The organism is Streptomyces sp. NPDC001744 (genome assembly GCF_042892575.1).
GTDB lineage: Bacteria > Actinomycetota > Actinomycetes > Streptomycetales > Streptomycetaceae > Streptomyces.
The window spans coordinates 227,498-239,485 of sequence record NZ_JBIAUG010000003.1 but is presented as its reverse complement, the minus strand read 5'-3'; the positions used below and the strand labels follow the sequence as shown (position 1 = coordinate 239,485).

Below are 11,988 nucleotides of genomic sequence, written 5' to 3'. Positions count from 1 at the left end.
TGTCACGTCAGATCCGGTCTCTGGCCTGATAGTTGCGGTCGAAAAAGAAGGGCAGCCGGTCGCGTCCGGAGCCCTCTATAGTGATCGCCGATCAACGGCCGGGACGCGCACCGGGGACCGGACGCCCCGCCTCCATCCACCGAGGACCCATGTCATCCACACCACCCCCCACCCCCTGATGAGCGGACAAGGCTTCCGGCCCGTCTACCACCCCGCGGGCCACGACCACGCCCTGCGCCACGCCGTCCAGGACTTACGCGCCGGCCGCTGGATGGCCATGGCGCGGCTGCTCGACGAGACCTCCGACTGGGACTCCTGGACCCGGCGCACCCAGGTCCTCGCCGCCGTCGCCGCGGGCACCGACACCGTCCGCGTCTGGCGCGCCGAGCACCCCGACAGCCCCGCCGCCACCGTGATGCACGGCCGCGTCGCCGTCGAGCGGGCCGTACGCGCCCACCGCGCCGGCCACGCCGGCGCCGACGACCTCCGGGAGCAGGCGCGGAACGCCTGCCGCGAGGCCGCCGACCGGTCGCCCTCCGATCCGGTGCCCTGGGTGGGACTGCTCGCCCTGGCCGCCCTCGACGGACGCCAGCGAAGGGCCGAGCACCGGCTCCGCCCCCCGGCCCCCATGCTGCCGACCGGGCCCTGGGGGCTGCTGGCCGAGGCGGAGAAACGCGACCCGTACAACCGCGAGGCGCACCACCGCATGCTCCAGTTCGTCTACGCCCGGCGCTCCGGACCGCTCTCCGAAGCCGTCAACTACTCCTCCTGGGCCTCCTCCTCGGCGCCCGTGGGCTCCGCCCTGCACGCCCTCCCGCTCTACGTGCGCGTCGAGCGCTACCGCCGGGAGCGCGGCCACGAGCGCGCCCTCGACCTCCACTGGGTGGCCGAGGACGCCATACGCGACGCCCAGCGGGCCCTGGACGCCTGGTTCCTCTTCTGCGCCACCGACGAGGCGTCCCTGCTCGACCTCAACCACCTGGCGCACGCCCTCTTCGGGGCCCTCCGCTTCACCGACGCGGCCCGCGTCTTCGAGGCGCTCGGCCCGTACTACACGACGCTTCCCTGGGCCTACCGGACCGCCCGGCCGGACGACCGGGCCCTCGCCGAAGAGGTCTTCCTGCACGCCCGCGCCCGCTGTGCCGGCGGCTGACGCCCCGGCCCGTCCCGCGCCCCGTTCCCCCGCACCTTTCCGTCCGTCCCCCGCCTCCCGGAGATCCCCATGGCCCGCACCGACGCCCCGACCGGCGCGATACACACGCCACCGCCCGCCCAGGACGAGGAGGCGAGGCTGAGAGAGCTCGGCTACCAGCCCGTCCTCGCCCGCCGCATGGGCGGGTTCGGCAACTTCGCGATCAGCTTCTCGGTCATCTCGGTCCTCTCCGGCTGCATGACCCTCTACGGCTTCGGCCTGGGCACCGGCGGGCCCGCCGTCATGCTGTGGGGCTGGGCCGGCGTCGGCCTCTTCGTCCTCTGCGTGGGCCTCGCCCTCGCCGAGGTCACCAGCGCCTACCCGACCTCCGGAGCCCTCTACTACATGGCCGACCGGCTCGGCGGACGCCGCTGGGGCTGGTACACCGGCTGGCTGAACCTCCTCGGCCTGCTCGGCGCCATCGCCGGCATCGACTACGGCGCCGCCCTCTTCACCGGAGCCTTCCTCAACCTCCAGTGGGGCTTCGAACCCACCGTCGGCTCCACCTTCCTCATCTTCCTCGCCATCCTGCTGCTCCACGCCGTCCTGAACCTCTTCGGCGTCCGCCTGGTCAGCGTGCTGAACTCCGTCAGCGTCTGGTGGCACCTGGCCGGCGTCGCGGTCATCGTCGGCGCCCTCGCCCTCGTCCCGGACCGGCACCAGTCCGCCGGGTTCGTCTTCACCGAGTTCGTCAACGACACCGGATGGGCCAACCCCTTCTACGTCGCCGCGATCGGCCTGCTCCTCGCCCAGTACACCTTCTGCGGCTACGACGCCTCGGCCCACCTCTCCGAGGAGACCTCCAACGCCTCCGTCGCCGCCGCCAAGGGCATCGTGCGGGCCATCTGGGTCTCCTGGCTCGCCGGATTCGCCCTGCTCGCCGGCCTGACCTTCGCGATCCAGGACTACGCCGCCACGCAGAACAGCGCCACCGGCGTCCCGCCCGCCCAGATCTTCCTGGACGCGCTCGGCTCCGGCGGGGCCACCGCCCTGCTGCTCGTCGTGATCGTCGCCCAGCTCTTCTGCGGCAACGCCGAGGTGGCCGCGGCGAGCCGGATGGTCTTCGCCTTCAGCCGGGACAACGCCCTGCCCGGGTCGGCGCTCTGGCGCAAGGTCAGCGGCCGCACCCAGACCCCCGTCCCGGCGGTCTGGCTCTCGGTCGGCGTGGCCGCGCTGATCGCCGTGCCCTCGCTGTACTCGGCCACCGCCTACGGCGCCGTGACCGCCATCAACGTCATCGGCATCACGCCCGCCTACGCCATCCCGATCTACCTGCGGCTGCGCGCCGGCGACCGGTTCGTCCCCGGACCGTGGAGCCTGGGCCGCTGGAGCAGGCCGATCGGCTGGACCGCCGTCGTCTGGGTGGCGTTCGTGACCGTCCTCTTCTGCCTGCCGCAGAAGTCCCCGGTGACGGTCGACACCATGAACTACGCCGTCATCGCACTCGCCGTCGTCCTGCTCCTGGCCAGCGTCTGGTGGTACGTCGCCCGCCGTTCGTACGGCACGCCGACCGCGTACGGCACGGCCCGCGAGGAGGCGGACATCGCGGAGGGGATCGTCTAGGGCGCGTGCCGGGCGCCGCCGGTCGGACGGGCCGGGCGCCGCCGGTCGGACGGGGCGCGCGAGGCATCGGGCGCGTGCGCGGGTGCCGGGCGCGCCCCTTCCCGCTCCCGGGCGCCGTTGGGGGACGACCGTTCGCGGGCATGATCGCCGGGGACCCCGACGGAAGGACAGACCGTGGCCAGCGAGTTCCAGCGCGACAAGCTCGTCGCCGTGTTCCGCGCGTTCGACGCCGACGGCAACGGCTACCTCGACCGGCGCGACTTCCAGGCCCTCGCGGAACGCTGGAGGGGGCTGCCCCGCGTGAGACCGGGATCCGAACTGGCCGCGCGCGTGGAGAGGGTCATGCTGGGCTGGTGGGACCTCCTCGCGGCCCACGTGGACACGGACGGGGACGGCAGGGTCGACCTGGACGAGATCCTCGCCATGGTGGACCTGCTGCCCACGATGCGCGAGGTCGTCGCCGCGACCGCCGAGACCGTCTTCGACGCCGTCGACGAGGACGGCGACGGGCGCATCTCTCCCGCCGAGCACCGGCGGCTGGTCGACACCTGGCACGGCGGGAGCGTCGACGTCGCCGACGTCTTCGACCGCCTCGACCAGGACGGGGACGGTTACCTCGACCGTCCCGGATTCACCGAACTGTGGATCCAGTTCTGGACCAGCGACGATCCGGCCGACCCGGGCAACCAGATGTGCGGCCCCGTACCGACCCGCACCTGACCGCTTCCCGGCCCCCCCGTGCGGGAACCGCCCCGCGGGGCGGGCGGAGCCGGGGCACCGGCACCCCGTGCGCGTGACGGTCCCCACGGGCGGGGGAGGGCTCCGGGGCGACGGCCCGGGACCTGCCCGGCGGGCCGGGCCCCGGCTCAGGACCGGCCGGGCCCCGCTCCACCGGACGCGTCGCGGTGCCGGCCGCGCGTCATCGACATCAGCAGCCCGTGGGTCTCGTCGTCGGCGGCGGCCACCAGACCCCGGCCCCCCTCGCCGACCGGGGCGCCGTCGATCCCGGTGACGACGCAGCCGGCGGCCCGGCACAGAGCGATGCCGGCCGCGAAGTGCACGCTGTGGGCGAGGTCCTCGCCGTCGGTGACGTACGCGGCGCGCCGGCCGGCGGCGACCCAGGCCAGCGCCAGCGTCGTGGACACCACCCGGGGCCGGAAGCGCTCGGCGAACACGGGGTGGGCCAGCAGGTCCACGGCCCGGAACCCGGGCGCGTTCGGGAACGGCGGGTCCAGGTTGACGTCCACCAGCCGGGTGGCGGCCGAGGGCGACAGCGGTGCGTCCCCGGCCCCGTCGCGCCGCACCAGGGCGGTCTTCCCGTCGGTGAGGAAGATCTCGCCGCCGAACGGGTCGGCCACCGCCGCCGCCCCACCGCGCAGGGCCACGTTGACGGCCACCAGCATGGCGCCGGCGGCGTAGTTCAGCGTCCCGCACAGGGGGTCCACCAGCCACTGGCGCACGGCGCCCGCGGCACCCTGCCGTCCGCCTTCCTCGCCGAGCACCGCGTCGTCGGGCCGTGCGGCGCGCAGAACGCGGAGGATCGCCCGCTCGGCCTCCAGGTCGGCGGCGGTGGCGAAGTCCCCCGCGCCCTTGTCGACGCGGTCGAGCCGCCTGCCGTACATGCCGCGGACCACGTTCGCGCCGGCCCGGGCCCCGGCCGCCGCGACCGCGGCGTCGTCGGAACCGGTGGGGGAAGGGATCATGCCGCGCAGGTTACCGGAGCGGAACCGCCGCCCCGGCACCGCCCGGTCCGGGCGGGCGGCCCGCTCCCGCCCCCCACGTGCGGACCCCGCCCCCCCCGTGCGGACCCCGTCCCCCGGTGCGGACCCCGCCGCTCCGGCCGGAAGGAGTGGCCGGAACGAGTGCGGCGCCTTGTAATGAGGGTTCAGGCGACGGGGAGAGACCACCCCGGCGGAAGAGGCGGGTGAGGCCGGATGACGACGCCGTCGGAACGAGCCGCACGGGGCAGGGCGGCCCGCAAACGCGTCTCCCGCTCCTCCCACGGCCGCTGGATACCCAGCTCCCAGCGCCCCGACCCGCTGGACGTCCTGGAACGCCAGTGCCGGGACCGGCTGTCCGACCTCGTTCCCCTCCGGTACGCCAGGATGGCGGCCTCGCCCCTCGGCTTCCTGCGCGGTGCCGCCGCCGTCATGGCCGCCGACCTCGGCGCCCAGACCGGCACCGGACTCACCGTCCAGCTCTGCGGCGACGCCCACCTCCTCCACTTCGGCGTCCACGCGTCACCCGAACGGACGCTCCTCTTCGGCATCGACGACTTCGACGAGACCCTCCCCGGCCCCTTCGAGTGGGACGTGAAACGGCTCGCCGCGAGCGTCGCCGTCGCCGCCCTCCAGAACGGCGCCGCCGAGGCCGGGGCCCGCCGTGCCGCCCTCGCCGCCGTCCAGGCGTACCGCACGGACGTGCGCCGCCTCGCCGGCCTCGGCGAACTGGCCGTCTGGTACGAACGGGTTCCCGCCGACGCTCTCCTCCCCCTCGTCCGTCGCGGCGCCCGCGCCCGCGCCCGCGCCACGGACCGGCTCGCCCGTACTCGCCACACCGGCCTCCGGACGCTCGTCGTGCCCGCCGGGGCGGACGGGACCGGCCGCCGGCACATCGTCGACGACCCGCCGTTCCTCGAACGCGTCACGGACGTCGACCGGGCCGCCCTCGGCAAGGCGTTCAGCGACCACCGCAGCTCCCTGACGGGGGAACGCCGGCTGCTCCTCGACCGTTACCGCCTCCTCGACGCCGCCCGCGAGACCACCGGGGTCGGCGGCGTCGGCACCCGCTGCTTCGTCCTCCTCCTCGAAGGCAGGGACGAGGACGACCCGCTCGTCCTGCGGGTCAAGGAGGCCGGCCGCTCCGTCCTGGAGGAGTACCTGGCCCCGACCGCCCACTCCCACCAGGGCCGCCGCGTCGTCTGCGGCCGGCGGATCGCCCAGGCCGCGAGCGACGTCCTCCTCGGCTGGATGACCGGGCCCGAACAGCGCCACTTCCACTGGCGCCGGCTGGGCGACACGAGGGGCCCGGTCGAGGTGGAGGCCCTGTCCCCGGCGGCGCTGCGGGACTACGCCCGGCTCTGCGGCCGGGCCCTGGCCGGCGCCCACGCCCGCTCCGGGGACCGGATCGCCCTCGCCGCCTACCTCGGCGGCTCGGACGTCTTCGACCGCGCCGTCGCCGACTTCGCCCTCGCCTACGCCCGTCAGAACGCCGACGACCACGCGTCGCTCGGCGCGGCCATCGCCGCGGGCGTCATCACGGCGGCCCCGGAGGCATGAGGGACCGGGGGTCCGGGCGGCCCCTCACCTCTCCGGGGCCACCCGGCAGGGCCCTACGCCTCCCGCCACAACGGTGGTTCGGCCGGGGTCGCGGGGACCGGGCCGAAGAGCACCGCCCGGGCCACGGCCGGAGCGAACAGGGAGGACAGCGGGGCCGTCAGGCCGAGTGCCGCGCGGAACGCCGCCCCCACGACCGGGTCGCCCGGGGCCCGCTCCTGCACCCGGCCCAGGTACCGGCCCACCACACCGTCCAGCGGGCCGGTGCGCGCCGCGTCCCCGGTGGCGCCGGGCATCTTCCTGTCGGCGCCCGCCGAGATGTCCCAGGCCTGCTTCGAGGCGCCCAGGAGCGCCCGCTGCACCACCCGGGTGGTCGGGGTCCGCCTCGGGTCGGTGAGCGCCCGGCGCAGCGCGACCGCGCCGAGCGCGGCGACCGCCATGCCCTGTCCGTAGATCGGGTTGAAGGCGCACAGCGCGTCACCGGTGGCCAGGAAACCGGCCGGACGGCGGCCCGGACGGTCGTACCGGCGCCGGACGTTGGCCGTCCCGCGGAAGCCGTAGACCGGGGAGTCCGGCTCCGCCCGGGCCAGCCAGTCGCTGACCACCGGGTGCGGCAGCCGCTTCGCGTACTCCTCGAACGCGCCCTCCTCGACGGGCGGTTCGTCGCCGCGCAGGCCCGACAGGGTGACCAGGTGGCGCCCGTCCCCGAGGGGCAGCACCACACCGCCGTACACCTGCGTCGGGTTCGGCACGATGTAGCAACCGGCCGCGTCGGAGACGGAGTCGTCGGCGGGGGAGCGGTAGACCCGCGTGGCGTACGCGAGTCCCGTGTCCAGGGTCTCCTCGTGCGGCGCCTCCGCGCCGATGGCCGCCAGCCAGTCCGCCGCCTTCGTGGACCGCCCGGAGGCGTCCACCACGAGGTCGGCCGCCAGGGTGCGGATCTTCCCGCCCGCTCCGGCTCCGCGCTCGCGCAGCCGTACGCCCCGCACCCGCGCGGAGTCGCCGGTCAGGCCCACGGCCTCGACGCCCCCGACCAGCTCGATCCGGTGGTCGGCGAGCACCCGCCGCCGCACCAGCCACTCCAGCTGCGGACGCGGACCGGTGGAGAAGTACGTGGTCGCGGCCGTGCGGCGGAGCCATCTTCCGTTCTGCCACTGGATCATGTCCCGGGGAACGCCCACCTTCGGCGCGCCGAGTTCCGCCAGCTCGTCCATGAAGCCGGGAAGCAGTTCGTCGAACGCCTGCTGTCCGCCCGCGATCAGGGCGTGGAGGTGTCGTGCCTGCGGCACGCCCGGCCTCGCCTCCGGACCTTCGGGAAAGCGGTCGCGCTCGACGACCGTCACCTTCTCCGCGTGGTCGGCGAGGACCCTCGCGGTGAGCAGTCCGGCGAGACTTCCCCCGATGACCACCGCGTGGCGTGCCGCGCGGTGCCCCAAGTCGTCGGCCATACCAGCCCTTTCGTGTCGTGGAACCGGTGCGGTCCAGTATCCACGCCGACGGTTCCCGTCGCGGGTGAACGGCCCACGTGTTCGGGGCCGCCGGGGTCCGCGCCCCGGCGGGCTACTCCTCCGGACCGAGTTCCGCGAGGGCGCTCGTCAGCCACTCCACCCAGAAACGCTCCAGGTCGATCCCGCCCCGCAGGACGAGGTGGCGCAGCCGGTCCGGCTCCGCGCCGCGCCGCTCGGCCGGGAAGTCCCGGTCCTCGATCGCCAGGTACTCGTCCAACTGTTCCCGGTGCAGCGCGAGATGGCGTTCCAGCTCGGCCCGGAGGCCCGCCGTGCCGACCATCGCGGCCGCCCTCATCCGCAGCAGCAGGGCGGACCGCATCGGCTTCGGGTCCTCGGCCCTGGCGACCCAGTCGCCCAGCTCGGCACGGCCCGCGGGCAGCACCTCGTACTCCTTGCGCCGTCCCCGGACGGGTACCGGAGCGGGCAGGGCCCGGACGTGCCCCGCCTCCTCCAGCCTGCCCAGCTCGCGGTAGATCTGCTGGTGCGTGGCCGACCAGAAGTAGCCGATCGACTTGTCGAAACGGCGCGTCAGTTCGAGACCGGAGGAAGGCTTCTCGAGCAGCGCGGTGAGGATCGCGTGCGGGAGGGACATGCTCGCATCCTAGGTTCGGCGGGCCACGGCGACCGCGTCGGTCAGAGGGCGGCGGCCAGGCGGGTGCCCTGGTCGACGGCCCGCTTGGCGTCCAGCTCGGCGGCGACGTCCGCGCCGCCGATGAGGTGCGCCGTGCGGCCCGCCGCCACCAGCTCCTCGTAGAGGTCCCGCCGGGACTCCTGCCCCGCGCAGAGGACGACCGTGTCGACCGGAAGCAGCCGCGCCTCGCCGTCGATCGTGACGTGCAGGCCCTCGTCGTCGATCCGGTCGTACGTCACGCCCGCCACCATGGTCACGCCGCGGTGCTTCAGCTCGGTGCGGTGGATCCACCCGGTGGTCTTGCCGAGACCCGCGCCGACCTTGGTGCTCTTGCGCTGGAGCAGGTGCACCTGGCGCGGGGGCGCGGTCCGCTCGGGCGCGCGCAGTCCGCCCCGGTTCTCGTACGACGTGTCGACGCCCCACTGGCGGAAGTACGTCTCGGGGTCCCGGCTCGCGCCCTCCCCGCCGTCCGTCAGGAACTCCGCGACGTCGAAGCCGATGCCGCCGGCGCCGATGATCGCGACCCGCTCGCCGACCGGCGCGCCGTCCCGCAGCACGTCCAGGTAGCTGACGACGCTCGGGTGGTCCACGCCCTCGATGCCGGGGGTGCGGGGCGAGACGCCGGTGGCCACCACGACCTCGTCGTAGCCGTCCAGGTCGGCCGCCGCGACCGGGGTGTTCAGGCGCACGTCCACACCGCGCTCGTCGAGCTGGACGCGGAAGTAGCGCAGGGTCTCCTCGAACTCGTCCTTGCCCGGCACCCGCTTGGCGACGTTGAGCTGGCCGCCGATCTCGGCGGCGGCGTCGAAGAGGGTGACGGAGTGGCCGCGCTCGGCCGCCGACACCGCGCAGGAGAGGCCGGCCGGACCCGCGCCGACCACCGCGATCCGCTTGGCGCGGCGGGTGGGGGAGAGGACCAGCTCGGTCTCGTGGCAGGCGCGCGGGTTGACCAGGCAGGAGGTGATCTTGAGGTTGAAGGTGTGGTCCAGGCACGCCTGGTTGCAGCCGATGCAGGTGTTGATGGTGTCGGCGCGGCCGGCCGCGGCCTTGGCGACGAAGTCCGGGTCCGCGAGGAACGGGCGGGCCAGGGAGACCAGGTCGGCGCGGCCGTCCGCGAGGATCTCCTCGGCGACCTCGGGTGTGTTGACGCGGTTGCCGGTGACGAGCGGCACGGACACCTCGCCCATCAGCCGCTTCGTCACCCAGGTGTAGGCGCCGCGCGGCACGGAGGTGGCGATGGTGGGGATGCGCGCCTCGTGCCAGCCGATGCCGGTGTTGATGAGGGTGGCGCCGGCGGCCTCGATCTCCTTGGCCAGCCGGACGACCTCCTCCAGGGTGGAGCCGCCGGGGACGAGGTCCAGCATCGAGAGGCGGTAGACCAGGATGAAGTCCTCGCCGACCCGCTCGCGGATCCGGCGGACGATCTCCAGCGGGAAGCGGACGCGGTTCTCGTACGAGCCGCCCCAGCGGTCGGTGCGCCGGTTGGTGGCGGCGGCGATGAACTCGTTGATCAGGTAGCCCTCGGAGCCCATCACCTCGACGCCGTCGTACCCGGCCTCCCTGGCGAGCACGGCGCAGCGGACGTAGTCCTCGACGGTCCGCTCGACCTCCTCGTCGGTCAGCTCGTTCGGCACGAAGGGGCTGATCGGGGCCTTGAGGGCGCTGGGCGCGACCAGGGCGGGGTGGTAGGCGTACCGGCCGAAGTGCAGGATCTGCATCGCGATCCGGCCGCCCTCCCGGTGCACGGCCTCGGTGATCAGCCGGTGCTCGGCGACCTCCTCGGCCGTGGTGAGCTTGGCCCCGCCGTCCCAGGGGCGGCCGGCCTCGTTGGGCGCGATGCCGCCGGTGACGATCAGGCCCGCGCCGCCGCGGGCGCGCTCCGCGTAGAAGGCGGCCATGCGCTCGAAGCCGTGCTCGGTCTCCTCCAGGCCGACGTGCATCGACCCCATGATCACCCGGTTGGGCAGGGTGGTGAACCCGAGGTCGAGCGGGGTCAGCAGGTGCGGGTACGGGGTCATGCGGGCGCCTCCTCGCGCGGGAACGTCACCCACCGTTCTAGGGGACCCCGGAAGGGTTCTGCAACTAGTTGCAGAAGATTCGGGACGTGATGTCCGCTACTTGTTCCGGATCGCGAGGGGATCCGGCCGGTCCGGTGGGACCGGGGGAGGCCCGTTCGGCGACCGGCGCCGGTCGCCGGGGGCGCTCGGGACCTGCCCCTGCCGGTCCGACGGCTCGGGCCGGTGCCGAGCAGCCCCCGCGGGGCCATGGCCGTGCCCGGTCCGGGGGCCGGCGCGCCTCCGGGCCCGGTGGTGCTCGGGAGCGGCTGTGCGGGAACGAGGGAAAACGGGGAAGGGGGAGGGGGGCGGGGATCGGGGGATACGAAAGGAGCGTCATGAAGGCAGTGTCGATCAAGGAGCCCGGTGGCCCCGAGGTGCTGGAGTGGACCGAGGTCGAGGACCCGTCGCCCGCTCCCGGCGAGGTCGTCGTCGACGTGGTGGCCAGTGCTCTGAACCGTGCGGACGTCATGCAGCGCATGGGGCGCTACCCGCTGCGGCCCGGCTGGTCGCCGTACCCGGGCCTGGAGGTCTCCGGCCGCGTCGCCGTCCTCGGCGAGGGGGTCACCGGGTGGCGGGTGGGCGACGAGGTCTGCGCCCTGCTGTCCGGGGGCGGTTACGCGCAGAAGGTCGCCGTTCCCGCCGGACAACTGCTGCCCGTCCCGAAGGGGATCGGCCTGGCCGAGGCGGCCGGCCTGCCCGAGGTGACCGCCACGGTGTGGTCCAACCTCGTCATGACCGCGGGGCTCGCGGCGGGGGAGACCCTCCTCGTGCACGGCGGACTCGGAGGCGTGGGTTCCACGGCGATCCAGGTCGCCAAGGCGCTGGGAGCCCGTGTCGTCACCACCGTGGGCGGCCCGGAGAAGGTCGCGCGGGCGCGGGAGCTGGGCGCCGACGTGGCGATCGACCACCGGGCCGAGGACTTCACCGGGCACGGCCCCTACGACGTGATCCTCGACGTCGTCGGCGGCGACTACCTCGAACGCAACGTCCGCTCCCTGGCCCTCGACGGACGCCTGGTCGTCATCGGCCTGCAGAACGGCCTCGACGGTACGCTCGACCTCTCCGACCTGGTCTTCAAGCGCCTCTCGGTGTACGGCACCACCCTGCGCACCCGGTCGGAGGAGCAGAAGGCCGCCGTCGTCGCCGAGGTCCGCGACAAGGTCTGGCCGATGATCGAGAACGGGTCCGTGCGCCTCCTCGTCGAGGACCGGATGCCCATGAGCGAGGCCGCCGAGGCGCACCGGAGGATGGAGACCGGCGGACACACCGGCAAGATCCTCCTGATCAACGACTGAGGCGCCGGGGGCGGGTCCGCCCGCGCACGCTTCTCTCCCGGCGGTGATCGCGTGATCCGCGACGGGTCCGTTCCGGATCGCGCGATTACCGCCGGGGATCCGGGGCAGGCGGGCGGAGCGGGACGCGTGTCCCCCGTTCGGAGTAAGGAGACGGCCGATGCTGATGGCACACCCCATGGTGCTGGAGAACCTCGTCGAGCAGTACGAGACGCTGCGGACCCTTCGGGCCGAGAACGGCTCGGCCGAGGTGCGCCGTCAGACCGAGGACGTCACCTACACCCTGTGCGTGTCCACCGGCACCCGCGACATCGACGCCGCGCTGGCCGCCGCCCGCCGCCAGCTGTCCCGCGCCCGCTCCGAGGGCGACTTCGCGCTGACCGGCTGACGGGACACCGCGACCGCCCCCTCCCGTCCCCCCACACGTCCCGTGATCGTTCCTCCCCGTGACGTGTGGGGGGCACACGTGC

The 11,988-nt window shown here is 74.4% G+C and carries 10 protein-coding genes; 6 read left to right on the top strand and 4 right to left on the bottom strand.

Features of this window, described 5'->3' with window-relative positions; genetic code table 11:
* Positions 1 to 178: 178 nt before the first annotated feature.
* The 3 genes from ACFYZY_RS05505 to ACFYZY_RS05495 all read left to right on the top strand — a co-directional run bounded on the left by ACFYZY_RS05505 (position 179) and on the right by ACFYZY_RS05495 (position 3,475).
* Complete coding sequence (locus ACFYZY_RS05505; protein WP_388689740.1) at positions 179 to 1,153, top strand: hypothetical protein; 975 nt, start codon at positions 179 to 181, stop codon at positions 1,151 to 1,153.
* 69 nt (positions 1,154 to 1,222) lie between these two features.
* Entirely contained in the window at positions 1,223 to 2,755 is a 1,533-nt protein-coding gene (locus ACFYZY_RS05500; RefSeq protein ID WP_388689738.1) for an amino acid permease, read from the top strand.
* 174 nt (positions 2,756 to 2,929) lie between these two features.
* Positions 2,930 to 3,475 carry an EF-hand domain-containing protein gene (locus ACFYZY_RS05495; protein ID WP_388689736.1) on the top strand — a complete coding sequence of 182 codons (546 nt, stop codon included), beginning with the start codon at positions 2,930 to 2,932 and terminating at the stop codon, positions 3,473 to 3,475.
* Between the two features lie 146 nt (positions 3,476 to 3,621).
* Here ACFYZY_RS05495 and ACFYZY_RS05490 read toward each other — a convergent pair whose 3' ends face one another.
* Positions 3,622 to 4,458 carry an inositol monophosphatase family protein gene (locus ACFYZY_RS05490; RefSeq protein WP_388689734.1) on the bottom strand — a complete coding sequence of 279 codons (837 nt, stop codon included), beginning with the start codon at positions 4,456 to 4,458 and terminating at the stop codon, positions 3,622 to 3,624.
* 231 nt (positions 4,459 to 4,689) lie between these two features.
* Here ACFYZY_RS05490 and ACFYZY_RS05485 point away from each other — a divergent pair, with 231 nt between their 5' ends.
* On the top strand, positions 4,690 to 6,033 hold the full coding sequence (locus ACFYZY_RS05485) for a DUF2252 domain-containing protein (RefSeq protein WP_388689732.1): 1,344 nt from the start codon (positions 4,690 to 4,692) through the stop codon (positions 6,031 to 6,033).
* Positions 6,034 to 6,086: 53 nt separating this feature from the next.
* On the opposite strand, the gene ACFYZY_RS05480 is transcribed toward ACFYZY_RS05485, so the two are convergent.
* The 3 genes from ACFYZY_RS05480 to ACFYZY_RS05470 form a co-directional block, all read right to left on the bottom strand.
* Positions 6,087 to 7,478: an FAD-dependent oxidoreductase gene (locus ACFYZY_RS05480; protein ID WP_388689730.1), complete on the bottom strand. Its 1,392-nt coding sequence runs from the start codon at positions 7,476 to 7,478 to the stop codon at positions 6,087 to 6,089.
* A gap of 112 nt (positions 7,479 to 7,590) precedes the next feature.
* Positions 7,591 to 8,130 (bottom strand): PadR family transcriptional regulator, encoded by a 540-nt coding sequence (locus ACFYZY_RS05475; protein ID WP_388689729.1) that lies wholly within the window; start codon positions 8,128 to 8,130, stop codon positions 7,591 to 7,593.
* A 41-nt stretch (positions 8,131 to 8,171) separates the two neighbouring features.
* Positions 8,172 to 10,187 (bottom strand): FAD-dependent oxidoreductase, encoded by a 2,016-nt coding sequence (locus ACFYZY_RS05470; protein ID WP_388689727.1) that lies wholly within the window; start codon positions 10,185 to 10,187, stop codon positions 8,172 to 8,174.
* Between the two features lie 374 nt (positions 10,188 to 10,561).
* On the opposite strand from ACFYZY_RS05470, the gene ACFYZY_RS05465 reads away from it, so the two are divergent.
* Both ACFYZY_RS05465 and ACFYZY_RS05460 read left to right on the top strand, forming a co-directional pair.
* Positions 10,562 to 11,521 (top strand): NAD(P)H-quinone oxidoreductase, encoded by a 960-nt coding sequence (locus tag ACFYZY_RS05465; RefSeq protein WP_388689726.1) that lies wholly within the window; start codon positions 10,562 to 10,564, stop codon positions 11,519 to 11,521.
* 157 nt (positions 11,522 to 11,678) lie between these two features.
* A complete protein-coding gene (locus tag ACFYZY_RS05460; RefSeq protein ID WP_388689724.1) occupies positions 11,679 to 11,906 on the top strand; it encodes a DUF5133 domain-containing protein in 228 nt (75 codons plus the stop codon).
* The last annotated feature ends 82 nt before the right edge of the window (positions 11,907 to 11,988 follow it).